We start from the raw sequence: 21,458 nt of genomic DNA on the forward strand, positions 1-21,458 counted from the left end.
CACGGCGAAGGGCCCGTCGGTTCCCCCGGAACCGGCGGGCCCCCGCCCGTGGTGCGTGCCGGTCAGACCCCGACCGGCTCGCCCCGCTCCCCGCGCTCGCCGTCCCGGACGGCCGGCGCGATCGCCTCGGGCGACTCGTCGTGGGTCAGGTCCGGCAGCCGGTGCAGCCACTTCGGCAGGTACCAGTTGCGCTCGCCGAGCAGCGACATCACGGCCGGCAGCAGGACACCCCGGATGATCGTCGCGTCGATCAGCACCGCCGCCGCCAGGCCCACGCCCATCTGCTTCATCGACTGCATGGACAGCGTGCCGAAGATGGCGAACACCGCGACCATGATGACGGCGGCGCTGGTGACGACCCCCGCCGTGGTGACCACGCCGTGCTGGATCGCGTCCCGGGTGGAGCGCCCGCGCAGCCGCGCCTCACGGATCCGGGAGACCACGAACACGTGGTAGTCCATCGACAGTCCGAACAGGATCACGAAGAGGAACAGCGGCAGCCACGTGATGATGGCGCCCACGCCCTCCGCGCCCACCAGCGAGGCGCCCCAGCCGTGCTGGAAGACGGCGACCAGGATGCCGTACGCCGCGCCCACCGACAGCAGGTTGAGGACGATCGAGGTGAGCGCGATCGTCAGCGAGCGGAAGGACAGCAGCATCAGCAGGAAGGCGAAGACCACGACGAAGGCGAAGACCGGCAGGACCGATCCGACGAGCTGGTCGTTGAAGTCCTTGTTTCCGGCCACCTGACCGGTGATCGGCGCCTCGACGCCGTCGACCTTGCCGAGCGTCGCGGGCCGGACGTCGTCGCGCAGCTTGTCCAGGCTCTCGCCCGCCTTGTCCTGGTCGGAGCCGCCGACCAGCGGGACGTACACCAGCGCGACGTTCTGCTCGTCGTGCATCGTGATGTCCACGGGCCCGAGGGAGGCCCCCGAACTGATCGCCCGCTCCCGGAAGTCGGCGAGCGCGGCCCGCACCTCGGGCGCGTTGATGTCGTCGGCCTTCACGACCACCTCGGCCGGGTCGGACCCGCCGGGGAAGGCCTCGTTGACCCGGTTGTACGTCTGCACGATGGGCAGCGAGTCGCCGAACTCCTGGTCCAGCGTGAGGTTCTGCGTCTTCATGCCCAGCGCGGGCGCGGCGACGGCCAGCAGCGCGCCGACGGCGACCGCGGCGGCGAGCAGCGGCTTGGCCAGTACGCGCTTGAGCACCGCCGTCCAGAACCGGCTGCCCTCACCGGTGCCGCCGCTCGGCCGGCGCCGCCGCAGGAACGGCACGCGGCCCTTCTCCACCCGCTCGCCCAGCAGGGACAGCAGCGCCGGCAGTACCGTCACCGAGCCGACCATGGCGACCGCGACCACCATCAGCGAGGCCAGGCCCATCGCCTCGAACTCGGCGATGCCGGTGAACAGCATGCCCGCCATCGCCACGCACACCGTGACGCCGGAGACGACGATCGCCCGGCCACTGGTGGCGGCGGCGATCCTGAGCGCCGTCTGCGCGTCCCGCCCGGCGGCCCGCTCCTCGCGCTCCCGGCGCAGGTAGAACAGGCAGTAGTCGACGCCGACGGCCAGACCGACCAGCAGCATCACGGAGTTGGCGGTCTCGCTCATCGGCTGGACATGGCTGACCAGGCCCATCAGCCCCATCGTCGCGACGATCGCGGTGATCGCCAGCGCCACCGGGACCAGCGCCGCCACCAGCGCGCCGAACGCGACGAGCAGGATGCCCAGGGCCACCGGCACCGCCGAGTACTCGGCCTTCTTGAAGTCGTCGCCGAACGCGTCGTCGAACGTCTTCATCATGCTGGCGCCGCCGATCTCCTCGATCCGCAGCGAGTCGTGCTCCTTCTGGACCCCCTCGACCGCCTTCAGCACCGGCTCGACCCGCTCGCCCGCGGTGTCCGCCTCGCCGCGCATGTCGAACTGCACCAGGGCGCTGCGGCCGTCCTTCGAGATCGTCTTCGCGTCGTACGGCGAGGTGACGCCCGTGACCTTCCCGGTGCCCTCCACCGCCGTGACGACCGCGCCGACCGCGGCCCGGAACTCGGCGTCGGTGGCCTTCACATCACCGGACTTCGCCTGGATCAGGACCGTCTCGCCGGCCGGCTCGTCGATCCCGGCGTCCTCGACGATCCGGGCGGCGGTGTGCGTCTCGCCGCCCATCTGGTCGCTGTCCTTGACGTCGACCCGGCCGGCCGCCGAACCGAGCCCCGTCGCCAGGACGACGAACAGCACCCAGATCCCGACGGCGGCCCATCGGTGCCGGGCACTCCAGCCGCCCGCCCGGGCAGCTATGCCCCGCACCCGTGTCTCTCGGTTCCGCATGACCGGCCTGCCCCCTCATGAGCGGTGCCGGCCCCCTGCCGCCACCTTGCGTTTCGAAGGTATGGGCCGCATAAGGCCGTCGCGTCGTGCTCTCCGGTGACGTGCGGCGGCGCCGTCCTCATCCCTCCGTACCGCCGCACTCACCGCTGAGGAGGATCCCGGCCCCTTACATCTACCCGGCGATACCAGGGACGTTGATCAGGGTGCCGTGGCGCCCCGGAGCCTTTTGGAAGAGTTGTTGATTAAGTCACAGGCGTGTGTAGCGGTTGAACCCCGCGCACCGCATCGGCGAGAGTGACGCGCACGTGCGCCCGGCGCGCGGACCCGGCCGTCGTGCCCACCCCCACGGGGCACGACGGCCGTTCTATGGTGTGCGGATGACGACCAGGTACGCGGCGCTGCTGCGCGGGATCAACGTGGGCGGCAGCCGGAAGGTCCCGATGGCCGACCTGCGCGCGCTGCTGGCCTCCCTCGGCCACGACGCCGTACGCACCCATCTGCAGAGCGGACAGGCCGTCTTCGCGTCCGGCCACGACGACGAGGACACCCTGGCCGCGGAGCTGGCGGAAGCGATCGAGAAGCGGTTCGGCTTCCCCGTGGACGTGATCGTGCGCGACCACGCCTATCTGAAGGGGATCGTCGAGGCGTGCCCGTTCCCGGCCGCCGAGCTGGAGGGCAAGCAGCTGCACGTCACCTACTTCTCCGCGCCCGTCGACGCGGACCGGTTCGCGGGGATCGACGCCCCGTCCTTCCACCCCGAGGAGTTCCGCCTCGGCGACCGCGCCCTGTACCTCTACGCGCCGGACGGCCTGGGCCGCTCCAAGCTGGCCGAGGCCCTCGCCAAACCCCGCGTCAACAAGGGCCTGATCGCCACCAGCCGCAACTGGAACACGGTCACCAAGCTGGTGGAGCTGACGGGCGCCTGACGGGGGTCCCGGGCCTCAGGCGCCGACCGCCAGCGCCACCGGCACCCGCGCCGCGTCGTACCGCTCCAGCAGGACCCGCGCCACCTCAGGTGCGGGCCCCAGCACGTCCGCCAGCACGTCCGCCCCGGCCGCGCCCCGCGCGATGCGGTCCGGCAGGAAGCCCGGCGCCAGCACGTACGGGGCGACGGCGACGCGCGCACAGCCCAGCTCGCGCAACCGCCGTACCGCGTCCTCGGTGCGCGGAAGGGATGCGGAGGCGAACGCAGGCCGCACGGCGCACCAACCGGTGTGCCGCCACTCCCGCGCGATTTCAGCGATCACTGCGATCGCCTCCGGGTCGGAGGACCCCGCCGAGGCCAGTACGACCCCGGTCGAGGACTTGTCGGCGGGCGTCAGGCCCGCCTCGTACAGGCGCCGCTCCAGCGCCGACAGCAGCAGCGGCGAGGGACCGAGCACCTCGGCCTGCCGGATCCTCAGGCGCGGCGGCGCCGCCGCCAGTACCGCGGGGATGTCCGCCTTGGCGTGGAAGGCGCGGGTCAGCAGCAGCGGGAGCGCCACGACGTCCCGCACGCCCTCCGTCTCCAGGGACTCCAGGACGCCCTGCACCGAGGGGACGTTGAAGTCCAGGAAGCCGGTCTCCACCCGTACGTCCGGACGCAGCGCACGCACCCGGCGGACCAGGGCGTGCACGGCCTGGGCGTGCCGCGGGTCGCGGCTGCCGTGGGCAACGACCAGGAGTACGGGGCGGGCCGGTGCGGACATGGTGTGCCTCAGCCCTTCACCAGCAGCCCGCGGCTGCGCAGCACCCAGCGCTCCAGCGGGCTGAAGATCAGCAGGTCGATGGCGATGCCGACGACCAGGATGAGCAGGATGGCCTCGAAGACCATGGCCATGTCGCTGGCGTTGCGGCCGTTCTCCAGCAACTGCCCGAGGCCGACGCCCAGGTCGGGGAAGGAGGCGATGATCTCTGCGGCCATCAGCGAGCGCCAGGAGAAGGCCCAGCCCTGCTTGAGACCGGCGACGTAGCCGGGCAGCGCGGCCGGCAGCACGATGTGCCAGGTGCCCTTCAGCCCCGTGGCGCCCAGCGTGCGCCCCGCCCGCAGGAAGATCGGGGAGACCTGGTCGACGCCGGACACCAGGCCGTTGGCGATGGAGGGCACCGCGCCGAGCAGGATGACGGCGTACATCATCGAGTTGTTCAGGCCCAGCCAGATCACGGCCGGCGGCACCCAGGCCACCGACGGCAGCGACTGGAGGCCGGACAGGATCGGGCCGATCGCCGCCCGCACGAACTTCACCCGCGCCACCAGCAGCCCCAGCGGGGTGCCGATGACCAGCGCGAAGCAGAAGCCGAGCAGACCGCGCGAGACGCTGGTCCAGATGTAGCCGAGCAGTTCGCCCTGGAGCCAGGCCTGGTGCAGCACGTCCCACACGTCGGACGGTGCGGGCAGCTTGGTGGGGTCGTCGACGATCTCGAAGGAGACCAGGGCCTGCCACACCGCGAGGACCAGCAGGACCGCGACGGTGGGCGGCAGGACCTTCTCCACCAGGGTCTGCCGCAGCGGTGTGCGTCCCTGCTGCACCGACTCCAGTGCGTCCAGGCCCGCCTCCAGACCGGCGAGGTCGCCGCCGTCCTTCGCCCCCGCGCCCCCGGCGGGACGCGTCGTGTCAGTGCTGGCCATGTCGGCGGATCTCCCCACGCAGTTCTTCGGTGATCTCGACGGACAGCTCCGCCACGGCGGTGTCCTCGATACGGCGCGGCTGCGGGATGCCGACCGTCCACTCGCGCGCGATGCGCCCGGGACGGGAGGACAGCAGCACCACCCGCTCGGCCAGCCGCACGGCCTCGCGGACGTTGTGCGTCACGAACAGCACGGACACCTGCGTCTCGCGCCAGATGCGGGTCAGTTCGTCGTGCAGCACGTCCCGCGTGATGGCGTCAAGCGCCGCGAACGGCTCGTCCATCAGCAGCAGCTTGCTCTCCTGGGCCAGCGCCCGGGCCATCGCGACCCGCTGGCGCATACCGCCCGACAGCTCGTGCACCCGCTTGCCGTACGCGCCCTTCAGACGGACGAGTTCGAGCAGTTCCTCCGCCTTGTCGCGGCGCTCGGTCTTGGGCACGCCCCGCAGCCTGAGGGCGAGTTCGATGTTCTTGCCCGCGGTCAGCCACGGGAACAGGGCGTGCTCCTGGAACATCAGGGCCGGCCGCCCGTCCGTGCTGATGCCGCCCGCGCTGGGCCGGTCCAGGCCCGCCACCAGGTTCAGCAGCGTGGACTTGCCGCAGCCGGAGGCGCCCAGGAGGGTGACGAACTCGCCGGGCGCGACATCGAGGGTGATGTCGTCCAGGACGAGCTGCTGCCCGGCGGGGCCCGCGAAGGACTTCGAGACGTGCTCGATCCGGGCGGCGTACTCGGCCGGCTCGGTGCCGTCGGCGGCCTTGGCGAGGGTCGTGGTCGTGGCCATGGTCGTCACCTCCTGGGTGGTCGGATCCGGGCTTTACTCGACGCCGAGCCCGGCGTCGTCGACCGCGGGCTTGCCCTTGGCCTTGAGGACCTTGTTCAGCAGCGTCAGGTCGTAGATGCCGTTCAGGTCGGGCTCGTCCAGCAGACCGGCCTTCACGGCGTGCTCCGCCTGGGCGTCGAGGGTGGAGGCCAGCGGGTCGTCGGTGAGCTTGATCGACTCCCAGGCCGGGTCCAGCACGTCCGCCGGGAGCGCCTTGCCGGAGTCCTTCTCCAGCTGGGCGTTGGCCGCGGTCTTCGCCTCGTCCGGGTTGGCCGTGATCCACTCGTTGGTGTCGACCGACGCCTCGAGCACCGCCTGCACGGCCTTCGGGTGCTCCTTGAGGAACTTCTGCGACACGATGATGTTCGTGATCACGAACTTCTCGTCGGGCCACAGCGTCGACTCGTCCAGGAGCACCTTGCCGCCCGCGGCCACCAGCTTGGACGCGGTGGGCTCGGGCACCCAGGCGCCGTCCAGGGAGCCGGACCTGTAGGCGTCCGGGGTGACCTTGTTGTCGCTGCGGACGACCGTCACGTCGCCCTTGCCGCTCTGCGCGTCGACCTTCCAGCCCTGCTCGGCGATCCAGTTGAGGAACGCCACGTCCTGCGTGTTGCCCAGCTGCGGGGTGGCGATGCGCTTGCCCTTGACGTCCTTCAGGGACTTGATCTTGTCGGGGTTGACCACGAGCTTCACGCCGCCCGAGGCCGAACCGCCGATGATGCGCAGGTTCTTGCCGCCGGACTTGGTGTAGCCGTTGATCGAGGGCGAGGGGCCGATCCAGCCGATGTCGATGGAGCCGGAGTTCAGCGCCTCGATCTCGGACGGGCCCGCGTTGAAGACCGCGTACTTGGCCTCGGTGGCGCCCAGCGCCTTCTGGAAGAAGCCCTTCTGGTTGGCGACCAGCGGGGTGGCGTGGGTGATGTTGCCGAAGTAGCCGATCCGGACGGAGTCGAGACCGTCGATCTTCTCGGCGCCCTCGGCGACCTTGGCGCTGTCGTCGTCCTTCGCCTCGGAGCCGTACCCGCAGGCGGCCAGGGTGAGCAACGGAAGGGCGGCCATGACCGCGAGGGTGCGGCGCAGGGCGGTGGTGGCAGGCACGGGAGGTGTTCCTCTCGTTGGTCCGGCACGCACGCCTGTCGGTGGGTCCGAGGTGTCAGGGCGTGGCCGGGAGGTCGGCAGGTCTTCGGCTGTGGGGGGTGAGGGCGCGCGAGCGGTGCGCGTACGTCACCGCGCACATCGCGCCACTCCGCCCTGGCCGCTGCCTTCGGCGCCGCTGCCGACGCGGCCGCCCTCCTTGGCGAACGTGGAGTAGAAGTCGGGGGAGGACATGCTCAGAAGTCCCACCCGTCGTCGTCGGCCGCGTCCTTGACCGGCTCCGGCGCGGCGAAGGACTCGCCGACCATGCCGGCGGTGAGCGTGGTGCCGTCGCTGGGGTCGATCAGGATGAACGAGCCGGTGCGCCGCGAGTCGGCGTAGGAGTCGGCGGGCAGCGGCTCGGCGGTGCGGACCTTCACGCGGCCGATGTCGTTGGCGACCAGCTGCCCGGGGTGCGGGTGCAGCGACAGGTCGTCCAGCGTGAGCCGGGCCGGGATGTCCTTGACGATGGCCTTGACGGTACGGGTGCCGTGCTTGAGGAGCACCCGGTGGCCCACGGTGAGCGGCGCGTCGGCGACGTGGCAGACGGTGGCCTCGACGTCCTGGCTGGTGGCCGGCGCGTCCTCGCTGGGCACGATCAGGTCGCCGCGCGAGACGTCGATGTCGTCCTCCAGGAGCAGCGTCACCGACTGCGGCGTCCAGGCGGCGTCGACCGGCTCGCCGAGCACGTCGATGGCGGACACCTTCGAGGTGCGGCCCGAGGGCAGCACGGTGACCTCGTCGCCCACCCGGAAGGTGCCGGCGGCGATCTGCCCCGCGTAGCCGCGGTAGTCGGGGTGCTCGGCGGTCTGCGGCCGGATCACGTACTGCACCGGCAGCCGGGCGTGGCAGTGCGCCAGGTCGTGGCTGACCGGGACGGTCTCCAGGTGTTCGAGCACCGTCGGGCCGCCGTACCAGTCCATGACCGCCGACGCCTCCACCACGTTGTCGCCCTCCAGGGCCGAGATGGGGATCGCGGTGACCTCCGGGACGCCCAGCTCGGTGGCGTATGCCGTGAACTCCTCGGCGATGGCCGCGAACACGGACTCCCGGTAGTCGACCAGGTCCATCTTGTTGACGGCGAGGACGACGTGCGGGACGCGCAGCAGGGCGGCGATCGCGGCGTGCCGGCGGGTCTGCTCGACGACGCCGTTGCGGGCGTCGACCAGGATCACCGTCAGCTCGGCCGTGGAGGCGCCGGTGACCATGTTCCGCGTGTACTGCACGTGCCCGGGGGTGTCGGCCAGGATGAACCGGCGGCGCGGGGTGGCGAAGTAGCGGTAGGCCACGTCGATGGTGATGCCCTGCTCGCGCTCGGCCCTGAGGCCGTCGGTGAGCAGCGCCAGGTCCGGGGCCTCCTGGCCGCGGCTCGCGGAGGCGCGCTCGACGGCCTCCAACTGGTCGGTGAGGACCGACTTGGAGTCGTGCAGCAGCCGGCCGACCAGCGTGGACTTGCCGTCGTCGACCGAGCCCGCGGTGGCGAACCGCAGCAGGGTCGACTCCGACAGCTGCCAGACCGACAGCGGCTCGACGGGTTCAGTGGTGCTGGTCATGTCTAGAAGTACCCCTCGCGCTTGCGGTCTTCCATCGCGGCCTCGGACATCTTGTCGTCGGCGCGGGTGGCGCCGCGTTCGGTGAGCCGGGTGACGGCGATCTCGGCGATGACCTTCTCGATGCTGTCGGCGTCCGAGTCGACGGCGCCGGTGCAGGACATGTCGCCGACGGTGCGGTAGCGCACCCGCCGCTTCTCGGTCGTCTCGCCGTCCTTGGGGCCGCCCCAGTCACCGGCCGTCAGCCACATGCCGGAGCGGGCGAAGACCTCGCGCTCGTGGGCGTAGTAGATCTGCGGCAGTTCGATGCCCTCGCGGGCGATGTACTGCCACACGTCCAGCTCGGTCCAGTTGGAGAGCGGGAAGACGCGGACGTGCTCGCCGGGGGCGTGCCGGCCGTTGTACAGGTTCCACAGCTCGGGGCGCTGGCGGCGCGGGTCCCACTGGGAGAACTCGTCGCGCAGCGAGAACACCCGCTCCTTGGCCCGGGCCTTCTCCTCGTCGCGGCGCCCGCCGCCGAAGACCGCGTCGAACTTCTCCGCCTGGATCCTCTCGGTCAGCGGCAGCGTCTGGAGCGGGTTGCGGGTGCCGTCCGGGCGCTCCCTGAGCACCCCGCGGTCGATGTAGTCCTGCACGGAGGCGACGTGCAGGCGCAGCCCGTGCCGCTCGACCGTGCGGTCGCGGTAGTCGAGGACCTCGGGGAAGTTGTGCCCGGTGTCCACGTGCAGCAGGGAGAACGGCACGGCCGCCGGGGCGAACGCCTTCAGCGCCAGGTGCAGCATCAGGATCGAGTCCTTGCCGCCGGAGAAGAGGATCACCGGCCGCTCGAACTCGCCCGCCACCTCGCGGAAGATGTGCACGGCTTCCGACTCGAGGGCGTCGAGGTGGGAGAGGGCGTACGGGCCCGCCGTACCCTCCCGCGCCGCTTCGGCGGTCGTCGTCATGCCAGTCCCCTTTCGGTGAGCAGCGCGTGGACCGCCGCGGCGGACTCCTGCACGGTCTGGTCCTGCGACTCGATGCGCAGGTCGGGCTTGACGGGCTCCTCGTACGGGTCGTCCACCCCGGTGAGCCCCGTCAGCTCGCCCGCGGCCTGCTTGGCGTACAGGCCCTTCACGTCGCGCACCGAGCACACCTCGACGGGCGTGGCCACGTGCACCTCGACGTACGCCGTGCCGTTCGCCCCGTGCCGCTCGCGCACCGCGTCGCGGCTGTCCGCGTACGGCGCGATCACCGGGACCAGGGCCGTGACGCCGTTGCGGGCGAGCAGTTCGGCGACGAAGCCGATGCGCTGCACGTTGGTGTGCCGGTCCGCGCGGTCGAAGCCGAGGCCCGCGGAGAGGAACTCGCGGATCTCGTCGCCGTCGAGCAGTTCGACGCGCCGGCCCTCCTCACGCAGGCGGTCGGCCAGCTCGCGGGCGATGGTGGTCTTGCCGGCGCTGGGCAGCCCCGTGAGCCAGACGGTGGCTCCGGTCGTCACGTGGTTCTCCCTGGATCTCGATGGTCGGGTGGTCGTCGGCCCGGTGGCCGTCGGTCCCTTGGTGGTCGTCATGTCAGCCGTGCAGTCCGCACTCGGTCTTCGAGCGGCCCGCCCAGCGTCCGGCGCGGGCGTCCTCGCCCTCCAGCACACGACGGGTGCAGGGCGCGCAGCCCACGGAGGCATAGCCGTCCATCAGCAGCGGGTTCGTGAGGACGCCGTGCTCGGTGACGTACGTTTGCACATCTTCCTGTGACCACTTGGCGATGGGCGAGATCTTCACCTTGCCCCGCTTCTCGTCCCAGCCGACGACCGGCGTGTTCGCCCGCGTCTCCGACTCGTCCCGGCGCAGCCCGGTCGCCCAGGCCTGGTAGCCCCGCAGGCCCTCCTCCAGCGGCTTCACCTTGCGCAGCGCGCAGCACAGGTCGGGGTCGCGGTCGTGCAGCCGCGGCCCGTACTCGGCGTCCTGCTCGGCGACCGTCTGCCGGGGGGTGAGCGTGATGACGTTCACGTCCATCACGGCCTCGACCGCGTCGCGGGTGCCGATGGTCTCCGGGAAGTGGTAGCCGGTGTCGAGGAACACCACGTCCACGCCGGGCAGGGCGCGGGAGGCGAGGTGGGCGACGACCGCGTCCTCCATGGAGGAGGTCACGCAGAAGCGGCTGCCGAACGTCTTCGCCGCCCACTGGAGGATCTCCAGCGCGGTGGCGTCCTCCAGCTCGCGGCCCGCCCGCTCGGCCAGCGCCTTGAGGTCCTCGGCCGTACGTTCTTCCTGAACCGCCGTCATATCCGTTCCCCTCCCGTGGAGTCGGAGTCGGACTGAAGACCCCGGGCGAGCAGTCCGAGGAACTTCAGCTGGAATGCGCGGTTGCACGCCCCGCACTCCCAGGCGCCGTGGCCCTGCTCGCCGGGACGCAGGTCCTCGTCGCCGCAGTAGGGGCAGTAGAAGGGCGCGGCGCGCTCGCTCACGACAGGGCCTCCTCGGAGGCCCGGGCCGCCCAGGCGGCGAAGCGCTCGCCGTCCTCGCGCTCGGCCTGGAAGCGGGTGAGGACGCGCTCGATGTAGTCCGGCAGTTCGTCGGAGGTCACCTTCAGGCCGCGCACCTTGCGGCCGAAGCTCGGCTCCAGGCCGAGGGCGCCGCCCAGGTGCACCTGGTAGCCGCCGACCTGCCGCCCCTCGGAGTCGGTCATCAGCTGGCCCTTGAGGCCGATGTCCGCGGTCTGGATGCGGGCGCAGGCGTTCGGGCAGCCGTTGATGTTGATGGTGAGGGGCTCGTCGAAGTCCGGCATCCGGCGCTCCAGCTCGTCCATCAGGTCGCTGCCGCGCTCCTTGGTCTCGACGATGGCGAGCTTGCAGAACTCGATGCCGGTGCAGGCCATCGTGCCGCGCCGGAACGGCGAGGGCTTGACCCGCAGGTCCAGCGCCTCCAGGGACTCCACGAGGGAGTCGACCCGGTCGCCGGGCACGTCGAGGACGATCATCTTCTGCTCGACGGTGGTGGACACCCGGCCCGAGCCGTGGTTCTCGGCCAGCTCGGCGACCTTGGTGAGCACCGAGCCGTCCATGCGTCCCACGCGCGGGGCGAAGCCGACGTAGAAGCGGCCGTCCTTCTGGCGGTGCACGCCGATGTGGTCGCGCCACTGCTGCGCGGGCATCTCCGGCGCCGGGCCGTCGATCAGCCTGCGGCCCAGGTAGTCGTCCTCCAGGACCTTGCGGAACTTCTCCGCGCCCCAGTCGGCGACCAGGAACTTCAGGCGGGCGCGGTTGCGCAGCCGCCGGTAGCCGTGGTCGCGGAAGATGGAGGTGACGCCCTCCCACACGTCCGGGACCTCGGACTCGGGCACCCAGGCCCCCAGCCGCACACCGAACTTGGGGTTGGTGGACAGGCCGCCGCCGACCCACAGGTCGAAGCCGGGGCCGTGCTCGGGGTGGACCACGCCGACGAAGGAGATGTCGTTGATCTCGTGGGCGACGTCGAGCAGCGGGGAGCCGCTGACCGCCGTCTTGTACTTGCGCGGCAGGTTGGAGAAGCGCGGGTCGCCGAGGTAGCGGCGGGCGATCTCGTCCAGGGCGGCCGTGCCGTCGATGATCTCGTCCTCGGCGACGCCGGCCACCGGGGAGCCGAGCATGCCGCGCGGGCAGTCGCCGCACGCCTCGGTGGTGGACAGGCCGACGGCCTCCAGCCGCTCCCAGATGCTGGGCACGTCCTCGATGCGGACCCAGTGGAACTGGATGTTCTGCCGGTCGGTGATGTCGGCGGTGCCGCGGGCGTAGGTCTCGGACAGCTCGCCGATGGTCCGCAACTGCTCGGTGGTGAGCCGCCCGCCGGTGATGCGGACGCGCATCATGAAGTACTCGTCCTCGAGCTCCTCCGGCTCCAGCAGACCGGTGCGGCCGCCGTCGATGCCGGGACGGCGCTGGGTGTACAGGCCCCACCAGCGGAAGCGTCCGCGCAGGTCGTTGGGGTCGATCGAGTCGAAGCCCCGCTTGGAGTAGATCGTCTCAATGCGTGTCCGCACATTGAGACCGTCGTCGTCCTTCTTGAACTGCTCGGCGCCGTTGAGCGGGGTGAAGTGTCCGGCCGCCCACTGGCCCTCGCCGCGGTGACGGCTCACCTTGCGGCGCGGGGTCGCGGCAGCGGAGTCGGGCGGGGTGGCGGCCATGGGTGACACGTCCTTTGGTGACAGGCGAAATGCGGCTCTGACCTGCGCGCATGGCGCATGGCACTACGTGGGCGTACGTGAGACACGCGTGCGCGTCATTGCGCGGGAGCGAGGCGAATGCGGGGAATCCGGAGGTGCTGGAGAGTGCTCTCAGCGGCCCGGACAGATGGCGCTGGACATGCGGCCGAGGTCGACGTGCCGCCGACTCACCAAGGCAATTCCAGTTCCAGGCATGACGGAAGCGTGGCACGGCGATCTGTGACTGGTCCAGCTTAATCCAAAATGTGGACACCCTTGTCTCGTGGAGCGAGACAAGGGTGTCGTGGATCACATGTGCGGTGAGGGCTCGGCCGGACGGCCGAAAACAGACGTGTCGGTGCTGGTCAGGCGGGGAAGGCCCCGGGCCACGGTCCGGGGGTGGCCACGTCCGCCTCCTCCTCCACCTTGGTGTCGAAGAGCCGGAAGCCGCGGCGCTGGTAGTTGTCCATGGCGTACTCGCCGTCCTTGCTGCAGGTGTGCAGCCACACCCGCTTGGTGGTGGCCAGCCCCGGCCAGCGTTCCGCCAGGTCCCAGGCGCGGGCGGTGCCGTACGAGAGGAGGTGGCCGCCGATGCGCCGGCCGCGGAAGGCCTCGATCAGGCCGAAGTACTCGATCTCCACGACCCCGTCGTCGCCGGGCGTCAGCTCCACGTATCCGGCGGGCGTGCCGCGGTCGTGGGCGACCCAGGTCTCCACGCCCGGCCGCTCCAGGTGCTCCCGCCACCGCGCGTGGCTCCAGCCGAGCCGGTCCGTCCAGCGGATGTCGCCACCGACCGACGCGTACAGGAAACGGCTGAACTCGGGGGAGGGCACCTCGGCGCGGACGATCCGGACGTCCCCCTCCGGTGCGGCGGCCGGCAGCAGATCGGTGGGCGCCGTCTGCTCCAGGGACCACGTGGTCACGGCGATGTTGGTCATGCCGGTCAGGGAATCATCCGTTCCGCGGATCTGTCGATCCCCGCTCCGTGCGGCCGGGGGCGCCCGCGACGGCCGCTCAGTCGAGCGCGTCCTCGATCGACGTCAGCGGCAGCGCGAACAGCATGCGGCCCGACTGGGACCAGACCTCGCCGGTCCGCTCCCAGTACGACATCGAGCCCGCCGGTCCGCTCCAGCACTGCTGCGAGCGGTCCGCGCCGCACTCCACGGCCCGGGCGCCCTCCGCGTCCTGGCGCCACAGCGTCCCGCGCCCGTCCTGCCCGCCGGCCGCGCGCCCCAGATACCAGTCGGACCGGGTCGCGCCGGGCGGCCGGTACGACAGCACGCCCCCGACCTCGGCCGCCCCGGTCTCGTACGCCTCGACCGCGTCCACATGGCCGGCGGAGTCCGTGGCGGGCAGTCCGGTGCGGTCGGGATCCGTGGCCGTGCGCAGCGCGTAGCGCCACAGCCGGGTGGGCCGGTCGCCGTCCGCGGCCACGTGCTCCGTGGCCACCAGACTGTCGGGGCTGGTGCCGCGGTCCAGGGAGATCGCGCCCGGGCGGGCCGCGCCGTCGGTGTCGGGCAGCCGGTAGGAGGCGATGGCGGGCAGTACGTACCGGTGGCCGCCCGCCGCCCAGCCGCCGGGCACCCGCCCGACGGCGTCCGCCGCGGTGGTGGCGCGCTGGACCCGCTCCACGTCGTACACGTACAGCGCGTCGCGGTCCCCGGCGGCCGTGGTGACCAGCAGCTTGTCCTGGTACCAGACCATGCCGGTGACGGGCGAGGCGAGCCCCCGGTAGTCGTGGCCGCCGTCCACGGGGACGGCGAGGAGTGCCGAGGTGTACCCGAGCCGGCCGGGGTCGTCGGCGTCGACGAAGGAGACCCGGGCGAGGCCGCCCTGGGGGGTGCCGTCGTCGCGGGACCAGGCGGAGAGGATGACCTGGTGGGCGCCCCAGCGGCCGTCCTCGTCGGCGTCACCGGAGGTGGTGACCGCGCCGGGCCGCCAGCCGTCGGTGTCGGCCTCGTCCCAGCAGTAGGCGCGGGTGGCGGCGGGGGAGACCGGCAGTGCCTCGCGCTCCCCGGCCGTGCAGTCGGCGGCGTCGCGCAGGGTGCGGTCGGCGGACTCCAGGACGGTGTCGACGCCCACCGGGTCGCCCATCGAGGCGGAGAGCCGGTCGAGCCAGGCCGTGGGCACCCGGTGCTCGGTCAGGCGCAGTGCGCCGGTCTCGGCGGCGGAGGTGAGGGGCTTGAGGGCGCCCGGGTCGTCGGCGACCGTGGCCTGCGAGGCGCTGATCAGCGTGGCGGCACCGGTCAGGGCGAGGGCGGCGCCGGTCAGGGCGGCGCGCAGCGCCCTGCCCCGTCTGCGCCTGCGGTGTCTGCCGCGCTGCTTCATCGAACCTCCACGGACGCCGGACCAACTGCGCTCGACGGTGGTCGCGTTGCCCGAGGAGCGGATGGGACGGTCCGTCAATGATGCTACGGCAGACGGACGGCCCGGCGGACGCAGACGATGCAAATATGCGGAATCAACCCGCCTTTACGGCCATCCGGGGCGCCCCGCGCGCCTGCGCCCCGTCACGGCACGCCCGGCGACACCCGCCGCAGCGCCACCGCCGGAGCCGTGGAGTGGGGAAGCAGGTCCCGGAGGTCGGCCGGGAGCAGGATCTCCACCTCCGCGTCCTCGCAGAAACGATACGGCCGGTGTTCCAGATGGGCCCCGAGATACCTCCGCACCCGTGACATCTCGGCCCGCACCGTCACCGTGCGGGCCGGGTCGCCGAACATGTCCTCGGCCAGCCCGGCGGCGCTGCGGCCACCCCGGTGCACCGCCAGCAGGTACAGCAACTCCGCGTGCCGCGGACTCAGTTCCCGCGCCCAGTCCTCCGCGCCGCCCAGCACCCGTACCGACCAGCGGCGCGGCTGCGCGAGGTCCAGCACGATCCGGGTCGCGTCCTGCGGCCCCGGCCCCGCCGCGGCCCGCACCAGCCAGCCCTCGGCCAGCGGCTCCACCGTGCACGCCCCGAACGCCGGCAGCCACCGGATCCCCGTCTCCGGCGACTTGGGCAGCATCACCCGGTCCACGTAGGGCATCCCCGTCACGGCCGCGGTCCAGCCGTCCCGGTCCGTGACCAGCGCCCGCCCCGCCAGCCGGGCCAGCGCCGGGGCCGCCACCGCCCGCAACCGGTCCAGCGAGCGCGTGTGCAGCTCCCTCAGCCGGGCCTCGGCCAGCTTGGCCACCGAGTCGACCCAGGCCAGTGTCGCCGGGTGCATCGTCTCCAGCGGGCCGCTCACGTCGACCACCCCGAGCAGCCGGCCGCTGCGCGGGTCGGTGATCGGAGCCCCGGCGCAGGTCCAGGTCGCCTGCGAGCGCACGAAGTGTTCGGAGGCGAAGACCTGTACGGGCCGCCCGGTCACCGCCGGTGTCCCCACGCCGTTGGTGCCGACCACCTCCTCGCGCCAGTCCGCCCCGAGTTCGAACCCCAGCCCGTCGGCCCGCCGCAGCACCCGCGCGCTGCCCTCGCGCCACAGCACCCGGCCGTCCTCGTCCGCGACCACCATGATGTGGTGGGCCACGTCCGCGACCGACAGCAGCGCCTCCCGCAGCACCGGCAGGACGTGCCGCAGCTGGGAGCACTCGCGCCGCCGCAGCACCTCCTGCGGCGTCAGCAGGCCGGAACGGAAGTCGTGCTCCGGGTCGACGCCGCTGCGCAGCATCCGGTCCCAGGACTGCTCGATCACCGGACGCGGCGCCACCGGAGCCCGCCCGCCCGAGAGTCTCGCGGAGCGGACCTCGCTGAGCATCCGGGCCGCCCGCGCCGTGTCGGCGGCGGCCAACTGTGTCACGTCCATGGGCGAGAGCGCCACGGGACCTCGTCCTTCCGGAAGGCGAATGTTCGTCTCATACTGACCGGTTGCCCACGCCCCGCGGGCACGGTCCGCACACAGCCGACCGCAAGTTGCAACCCCCTGCAACCCTGGTGGACGGCTTCGCGGGTGTCCAAACTTGAACCACGCCGTCCCGAGCGGCGTACGCGGCCTGAACGGGCCCGTGTGGCGGGGGTGGTGCCGTGTCGGCGCAGCACCACCCCCGCGCCACGCGGCCGGAATCAGACCACGGGCCGCGCCCGCTCCACCACCGCCGCCAGGTCCAGGGTCGGCGGCAGCGTGCCGAACGCCGCGCCCCCGTCGCCGCCCAGCCGAGAGGCGCAGAACGCGTCGGCCACCTCAGGCGGCGCGTACCGCACCAGCAGCGCGCCCTGCAGCACCAGCGCCAGCCGCTCCGCCAGCAGCCGGGCCCGCCCCTCGGCGGCCGCCAGGTCGGCCAGCTCCGTCAGCAGCCCGCGGATCGCCGCGTCCAGCCGGTGATCGGCCCCGCGCGCCGCGCCCACCTCCGTCAGATACGCGTCCAGCGCCGCCGGCTCCCGGCCCAGCGCCCGCAGCACGTCCAGCGCCTGCACGTTCCCGGCGCCCTCCCAGACCGAGTTCAGCGGCGACTCGCGCACCAGCCGGGGCAGCCCGGACTCCTCGACGTACCCGTTGCCGCCCAGGCACTCGGCCGCCTCCACCACCACCGGCGCACACCGCTTGGTCACCCAGTACTTGGCCGCCGGCACCGCGAGCCGCAGCAGCGCCCGCTCCCGCTCGTCGCCGCCGGCGGCGGCGTCGCAGGCCGCCGCCAGCCGCAGCCCGAGCGTCGTGGCCGCCTCCGACTCGATCGCCAGGTCCGCGAGGACGTTGCGCATCAGCGGCTGGTCGGCCAGCTTCGCGCCGAACGCCTCGCGGTACGCGCAGTGGTGCACCGCCTGCGCCACCGCCTGGCGCATCAGGCCCGCCGAGCCCAGCACGCAGTCCAGCCGGGTCGCCGCCACCATGTCGATGATCGTGGGCACCCCGCGCCCCTCCGCACCGACCCGGCGCGCCCAGGTCCCGGCGAACTCGACCTCGGCGGAGGCGTTGGACCGGTTGCCCAGCTTCTCCTTGAGCCGCTGGATCAGGAACACGTTGCGGGTGCCGTCCGCCAGCACGCGCGGCACCAGGAAGCAGGTCAGCCCCTCCGGAGCGCGCGCCAGCACCAGGAAGCCGTCCGACATCGGCGCCGAGCAGAACCACTTGTGCCCGGTCAGCTCGTACGTCCCGTCCTCGGCCAGCGGCCGCGCCGCCGTGCTGTTCGCCCGTACGTCGCTGCCGCCCTGCTTCTCCGTCATGCCCATCCCGAACAGCACCCCGGCCTTCAGGTGGGCGGGCCGCAGCTCCCGGTCGTAGACCCGGGAGGTCAGCCGGGGCTCCCACTCGGCGGCCAGTCCCGGGTCGGCGCGCAGGGCCGGCACCGCCGCGTGGGTCATCGACAGCGGACAGCAGTTGCCCGCCTCCACCTGGGTCCACATCAGGAACGCCGCCGCGCGCCGCACGTGCCCGCCCGGCCGCGACCAGGCGTCGGTCAGGCCCGCCGAGACGCCCTTGCCGAGCAGCCGGTGCCAGGCCGGGTGGAAGTCGACCTCGTCGACGCGGTGGCCGTAGCGGTCGTGGGTGCGCAGGACCGGCGGGTGCGCGTCGGCCTGCGCGCCCCACTCCTGGGTCTGCGCCGACCCGCAGCCCCGGCCGAGCCCCGACAGCTCGGCGAGCGCCTCCTCGCGCGCTCCCGCCGGCAGCTGCCGCCGGACCGCCTCCGTCAGCGCACGGTCAGAGGTGAAGACGTCGTAGCCGGTCAGCGGCGGCGCCTGATTCGTCACGGTGTGGGTGCTGCCTGCCATGGACGTGAACCTACCGTGCCGGGGGACCGCGGCGGGGCGGTACGCGATCACCGGGCGTCCGCGGACCGGCGCGGCCCTCCGCGCCGGATACCTTTAGGGAGTGCAGCCAGCAAGTGATTCTCCCGAACGGCCCTCGGGCCGGCTCCACCGTGCCCGGGTCCTTTACCGGAACGTCTCCAAACGCAGGACCGCCTGGCTGCTGCTGAAGGACACGGTCAACTCGTGCATGGAGTACCGCATCCTCGGCCTGGCCGCCGAGGCCGCCTTCTTCACCCTGCTCTCGGTGCCGCCCCTGCTGCTGAGCCTCCTCGGGCTGCTCGGCTACGTCGACTCCTGGATCGGCGCCGACACCACCGAGAGCCTGCGCGACAACATCCTGGACGCCTCCCGCGCCGTGCTCTCCGAGAAGGGCGTCCGGCAGATCACCGAGCCGATCCTGGACGACGTGATGAAGGGCGGCCGGCCCGACGTCATCTCCATCGGCTTCCTCTTCGCCCTGTGGTCCGGATCCCGCGCGGTGAACGTCTTCATCGACACCATCACCGTGATGTACGGCCTCGACGGCGTCCGGGGCATCGTCAGGACCCGCCTGATGGCCTTCCTCCTCTTCATCGTGGCCCTGGTGATCGGGTCGATCGCGCTGCCGCTGATGGTGGCGGGACCGGACGCCGTGGTGCGGGTCGTGCCCTGGTCGACGACGGTCGTACAAGTGCTGTACTGGCCGGTCGTCATCATCCTCTCCGTGGCCTTCCTGACCACGCTGTACCACGTGTCGGTGCCCGTGCGCTCGCCCTGGATCGAGGACGTCCCCGGCGCGCTGGTCGCCCTCGCCATGTGGGTGCTGGGCAGCTTCCTGCTGCGCATCTACCTCACCAGCACCGTCGAGGGCCCCACCATCTACGGCTCCCTCGCCGCGCCCGTCGCCGTGCTGCTGTGGATCGGGGTGTCCGCGTTCGCGGTGCTCGTCGGCGCCGCGGTCAACGCGGCCATCGACCGGGTGTGGCCGGCCGCCGCGACCGCCGCCGCCCGCGAGGCCAACGAACGACTGCGCCAGGCCCAGGTCGCCGAGTACGTGGCCCGTACGACCGCGAACGGCGAGGGCGACCCCGACATGCCCTCCGAGTTCCCCGAGCGCTGGTCCCGCTTCCTGCCCCCCGAGGACGTCACGGCCCGGCTGCGCAGCCACCCGAAGAGCGCGCCTCCCGCGAACCACACCCAGACCCACAACCACAACAACGGCGACGACGCCGCCTGAGGGCAAGGGAAAAGGGAAATAGCCGCCGCTTCGGCCGAGGGTAATTTCTCGATGGCGGAACAATGCGGTTTCCGGAAATCCGACGAGCAAGATCACACTCTATGTGGCAGTGCTCCACACCTTGGGCGTTGTGTCCGCTTCCAGCGGTAGTGCCGCACTTCATTCGCATACCATGCACATTTCCGTGAAGAAATTCCGAGCTGCCGGTGACTTTGCTGTGCAGCTCTTCGGGACGGCTTGTGTACGATGCGTCACGTGTCAGGTATTTCCATTGCGAATTCGGAAGGCCCTTTTGCGGCCACCATGATTCCGAAGAAGGGAAGTACGTTGCTCAACAAAGAAATCCGCACGCGGCGGGCTCGCGGGGCCCTGACCGGCGGCACGGTCCTGACGGCCGCCGCCGCCCTGCTGGCCGGTGCCCTGGCGTCCAGCCCGGCTCATGCCACCGCCGGTGCTCCGGCCACCGAAGCGAAGCTGGACTTCGCCGTTCGTCTGACCATAGGCACCGACTACCGCGCCTGCTCCGGCGCTCTGGTGGACGCGCAGTGGGTGCTCACCGCGGCGAGCTGCTTCGCGGACGACCCCGCCCGGTCGGTCGCCGTGCCGGCCGGAAAGCCCGAGCGGCTCACCCGGGCCACCGTGGGCCGGGCCGACTCCGGCATCGCCAACGGCTATGTGCGCGAGGTGGTCGAACTCGTCCCGCACCCCGACCGGGACATGGTTCTCGCCCGGCTGGACAAGGCCGTCCCCGACATCGCCCCGGTGCCCCTCGCGGCCGGCGCACCGGACCCCGGCGCACCACTCACAGCCGTCGGCTTCGGACGCACGAAGGACGAATGGGTGCCCGTCCAGCGTCACCAGGGCGCCTTCACGGTCACCTCGGTCACCGCCGACGCGGTCAACGTCACCGGCCAGGACGGCGACGCCGTGTGCGCCGGGGACGCCGGCGGCCCGCTGCTCCGGAACAGCGACGGTGCCCTGGAGCTGGTGGGCGTCAACAGCCGCTCGATGCAGGGCGGCTGCTTCGGATCGGAGTCGACCAGTACGGACGCCGTCGCCGCGGCGAGCGACGTCGACTTCGTGCGACAGACCGTCAACCGCGATCTCGGCACCGGCAGTCTCAGCGACCTGGTGGCCTCCGCGGACTTCAACGGCGACGGCCGCACCGACATCGCCGCCGTCCTGGACGACGGATCCCTGCACGCCTTCTACACCAAGCCCGACGGCACGCTGGAGTACGGGCGCGAACTGTGGAACGACAAGACCTGGGGCCCGATGGTGCAGATCATCGGCGGCGACTTCGACGACGACGGCAACGGCGACATCGCCGCGGTGCGAAGCGACGGCACCCTCAACCTGTACACAGGCACCCCCACCGGCATGCTCAACAAGAGCACGCCCATGTGGCACGACACGTCCTGGAAGACGATCGAGCAGGTCTCCCGGTTCACCTTCGACGGCCGTGACGGTCTGATCGCCCAGTGGGGCAACGGCAACCTCTACGGCTACCACACCGGCGCCGACGGCGTGCTGACCGGCGAGAAGGTCAAGATGTGGCCGGACGCCACCTGGAGCAAGACCCGCCTCACCGGCACCGCCGACATCAACGCCGACGGCCGCGACGACCTGGTCGCGGTGCGGGACGACGGCAGCCTGAACTGGTACGCGGGCAACTCCGCGGGGGGCCTCGACCTCGCCCGCAAGCTGTGGCCGGACAACACCTGGACCCCCATGAAGCGCATCGTCGGCGGCGACTTCAACGGCGACGGCAAGGGCGACATCGCCGCCGTCGGCGGTCAGGGCACGCTGATCCTGTACACCGGGACCGGCACCGGCACGCTGAACAAGGGCGTGCCCATGCGCCCCGCACCGTAGGCGTTCCGCCCGGCCCGCCGGAGCTGCGGCGGGCCGGACACACCGGGC

Annotated in this window: 19 protein-coding genes; 3 read left to right on the forward strand and 16 right to left on the reverse strand. The window is 72.0% G+C overall.

The window, feature by feature from the left end:
* Positions 1-62: 62 nt before the first annotated feature.
* Entirely contained in the window at positions 63-2,327 is a 2,265-nt protein-coding gene (locus tag ACH4D3_RS01725) for an MMPL family transporter (protein ID WP_398315242.1), read from the reverse strand.
* A gap of 377 nt (positions 2,328-2,704) precedes the next feature.
* On the opposite strand from ACH4D3_RS01725, the gene ACH4D3_RS01730 reads away from it, so the two are divergent.
* Entirely contained in the window at positions 2,705-3,253 is a 549-nt protein-coding gene (locus ACH4D3_RS01730) for a DUF1697 domain-containing protein (protein ID WP_398315244.1), read from the forward strand.
* Between the two features lie 15 nt (positions 3,254-3,268).
* Here ACH4D3_RS01730 and ACH4D3_RS01735 read toward each other — a convergent pair whose 3' ends face one another.
* The 15 genes from ACH4D3_RS01735 to ACH4D3_RS01805 form a co-directional block, all read right to left on the reverse strand.
* The gene (locus tag ACH4D3_RS01735) at positions 3,269-4,015 is read right to left on the reverse strand and encodes a sirohydrochlorin chelatase (protein ID WP_398315246.1); all 747 of its coding nucleotides are present in this window, start codon (positions 4,013-4,015) and stop codon (positions 3,269-3,271) included.
* An 8-nt stretch (positions 4,016-4,023) separates the two neighbouring features.
* Positions 4,024-4,935, reverse strand: coding sequence for an ABC transporter permease (locus ACH4D3_RS01740; protein ID WP_398315248.1), 912 nt, complete (start codon positions 4,933-4,935; stop codon positions 4,024-4,026).
* Positions 4,922-5,716, reverse strand: a complete 795-nt coding sequence (locus ACH4D3_RS01745) for an ABC transporter ATP-binding protein (protein WP_398315250.1) — start codon at positions 5,714-5,716, stop codon at positions 4,922-4,924. Before ACH4D3_RS01745 ends, ACH4D3_RS01740 begins: the two co-directional genes overlap by 14 nt.
* A gap of 33 nt (positions 5,717-5,749) precedes the next feature.
* A complete protein-coding gene (locus ACH4D3_RS01750) occupies positions 5,750-6,853 on the reverse strand; it encodes an aliphatic sulfonate ABC transporter substrate-binding protein (protein ID WP_398315252.1) in 1,104 nt (367 codons plus the stop codon).
* A gap of 233 nt (positions 6,854-7,086) precedes the next feature.
* Positions 7,087-8,442 (reverse strand): sulfate adenylyltransferase subunit 1, encoded by a 1,356-nt coding sequence (locus tag ACH4D3_RS01755; protein ID WP_398315254.1) that lies wholly within the window; start codon positions 8,440-8,442, stop codon positions 7,087-7,089.
* A gap of 2 nt (positions 8,443-8,444) precedes the next feature.
* Positions 8,445-9,383, reverse strand: coding sequence for a sulfate adenylyltransferase subunit CysD (cysD, locus tag ACH4D3_RS01760; RefSeq protein ID WP_398315256.1), 939 nt, complete (start codon positions 9,381-9,383; stop codon positions 8,445-8,447).
* Positions 9,380-9,988 carry an adenylyl-sulfate kinase gene (cysC, locus tag ACH4D3_RS01765; protein WP_398315258.1) on the reverse strand — a complete coding sequence of 203 codons (609 nt, stop codon included), beginning with the start codon at positions 9,986-9,988 and terminating at the stop codon, positions 9,380-9,382. The genes cysD and cysC overlap by 4 nt, the downstream gene beginning before the upstream one ends.
* A gap of 1 nt (position 9,989) precedes the next feature.
* Complete coding sequence (locus ACH4D3_RS01770; RefSeq protein ID WP_398315260.1) at positions 9,990-10,700, reverse strand: phosphoadenylyl-sulfate reductase; 711 nt, start codon at positions 10,698-10,700, stop codon at positions 9,990-9,992.
* Positions 10,697-10,882: a hypothetical protein gene (locus tag ACH4D3_RS01775; protein ID WP_398315262.1), complete on the reverse strand. Its 186-nt coding sequence runs from the start codon at positions 10,880-10,882 to the stop codon at positions 10,697-10,699. Before ACH4D3_RS01775 ends, ACH4D3_RS01770 begins: the two co-directional genes overlap by 4 nt.
* Entirely contained in the window at positions 10,879-12,576 is a 1,698-nt protein-coding gene (locus ACH4D3_RS01780) for a nitrite/sulfite reductase (RefSeq protein ID WP_398315264.1), read from the reverse strand. The genes ACH4D3_RS01775 and ACH4D3_RS01780 overlap by 4 nt, the downstream gene beginning before the upstream one ends.
* A 150-nt stretch (positions 12,577-12,726) precedes the next feature.
* Positions 12,727-12,810, reverse strand: coding sequence for a putative leader peptide (locus ACH4D3_RS01785; RefSeq protein WP_309475039.1), 84 nt, complete (start codon positions 12,808-12,810; stop codon positions 12,727-12,729).
* Positions 12,811-12,959: 149 nt separating this feature from the next.
* Entirely contained in the window at positions 12,960-13,532 is a 573-nt protein-coding gene (locus tag ACH4D3_RS01790; RefSeq protein WP_398315266.1) for a GNAT family N-acetyltransferase, read from the reverse strand.
* 76 nt (positions 13,533-13,608) lie between these two features.
* The gene (locus tag ACH4D3_RS01795; protein WP_398316608.1) at positions 13,609-14,922 is read right to left on the reverse strand and encodes a hypothetical protein; all 1,314 of its coding nucleotides are present in this window, start codon (positions 14,920-14,922) and stop codon (positions 13,609-13,611) included.
* Positions 14,923-15,104: 182 nt separating this feature from the next.
* The gene (locus tag ACH4D3_RS01800) at positions 15,105-16,394 is read right to left on the reverse strand and encodes a GAF domain-containing protein (RefSeq protein ID WP_398315268.1); all 1,290 of its coding nucleotides are present in this window, start codon (positions 16,392-16,394) and stop codon (positions 15,105-15,107) included.
* A gap of 242 nt (positions 16,395-16,636) precedes the next feature.
* Positions 16,637-18,280, reverse strand: a complete 1,644-nt coding sequence (locus ACH4D3_RS01805; protein WP_398315270.1) for an acyl-CoA dehydrogenase family protein — start codon at positions 18,278-18,280, stop codon at positions 16,637-16,639.
* Positions 18,281-18,380: 100 nt separating this feature from the next.
* Between ACH4D3_RS01805 and ACH4D3_RS01810 the strand changes: the two genes are divergently transcribed.
* Together ACH4D3_RS01810 and ACH4D3_RS01815 are read left to right on the forward strand one after the other, a co-directional pair.
* A complete protein-coding gene (locus tag ACH4D3_RS01810) occupies positions 18,381-19,535 on the forward strand; it encodes a YihY/virulence factor BrkB family protein (protein ID WP_398315272.1) in 1,155 nt (384 codons plus the stop codon).
* Positions 19,536-19,862: 327 nt separating this feature from the next.
* Complete coding sequence (locus ACH4D3_RS01815) at positions 19,863-21,410, forward strand: trypsin-like serine protease (RefSeq protein ID WP_398315274.1); 1,548 nt, start codon at positions 19,863-19,865, stop codon at positions 21,408-21,410.
* Positions 21,411-21,458 lie beyond the last annotated feature (48 nt).

The sequence above is a fragment of the Streptomyces sp. NPDC018026 genome, assembly GCF_044327745.1.
Taxonomy (GTDB): domain Bacteria; phylum Actinomycetota; class Actinomycetes; order Streptomycetales; family Streptomycetaceae; genus Streptomyces; species Streptomyces rubrogriseus.

What these genes read in the sequence shown, in the direction of transcription:
- ACH4D3_RS01790 (WP_398315266.1), bottom strand. Translation starts at nt 13,532, where the DNA reads ATGACCAACATCGCCGTGACCACGTGGTCCCTGGAGCAGACGGCGCCC.
- cysD (WP_398315256.1), bottom strand. Translation starts at nt 9,383, where the DNA reads ATGACGACGACCGCCGAAGCGGCGCGGGAGGGTACGGCGGGCCCGTAC.
- ACH4D3_RS01805 (WP_398315270.1), bottom strand. Translation starts at nt 18,280, where the DNA reads ATGGCAGGCAGCACCCACACCGTGACGAATCAGGCGCCGCCGCTGACC.
- ACH4D3_RS01730 (WP_398315244.1), top strand. Translation starts at nt 2,705, where the DNA reads ATGACGACCAGGTACGCGGCGCTGCTGCGCGGGATCAACGTGGGCGGC.
- ACH4D3_RS01795 (WP_398316608.1), bottom strand. Translation starts at nt 14,922, where the DNA reads ATGAAGCAGCGCGGCAGACACCGCAGGCGCAGACGGGGCAGGGCGCTG.
- ACH4D3_RS01770 (WP_398315260.1), bottom strand. Translation starts at nt 10,700, where the DNA reads ATGACGGCGGTTCAGGAAGAACGTACGGCCGAGGACCTCAAGGCGCTG.
- ACH4D3_RS01755 (WP_398315254.1), bottom strand. Translation starts at nt 8,442, where the DNA reads ATGACCAGCACCACTGAACCCGTCGAGCCGCTGTCGGTCTGGCAGCTG.
- ACH4D3_RS01785 (WP_309475039.1), bottom strand. Translation starts at nt 12,810, where the DNA reads ATGCCTGGAACTGGAATTGCCTTGGTGAGTCGGCGGCACGTCGACCTC.
- ACH4D3_RS01740 (WP_398315248.1), bottom strand. Translation starts at nt 4,935, where the DNA reads ATGGCCAGCACTGACACGACGCGTCCCGCCGGGGGCGCGGGGGCGAAG.
- ACH4D3_RS01725 (WP_398315242.1), bottom strand. Translation starts at nt 2,327, where the DNA reads ATGCGGAACCGAGAGACACGGGTGCGGGGCATAGCTGCCCGGGCGGGC.
- ACH4D3_RS01735 (WP_398315246.1), bottom strand. Translation starts at nt 4,015, where the DNA reads ATGTCCGCACCGGCCCGCCCCGTACTCCTGGTCGTTGCCCACGGCAGC.
- ACH4D3_RS01745 (WP_398315250.1), bottom strand. Translation starts at nt 5,716, where the DNA reads ATGGCCACGACCACGACCCTCGCCAAGGCCGCCGACGGCACCGAGCCG.
- ACH4D3_RS01780 (WP_398315264.1), bottom strand. Translation starts at nt 12,576, where the DNA reads ATGGCCGCCACCCCGCCCGACTCCGCTGCCGCGACCCCGCGCCGCAAG.
- cysC (WP_398315258.1), bottom strand. Translation starts at nt 9,988, where the DNA reads ATGACGACCACCAAGGGACCGACGGCCACCGGGCCGACGACCACCCGA.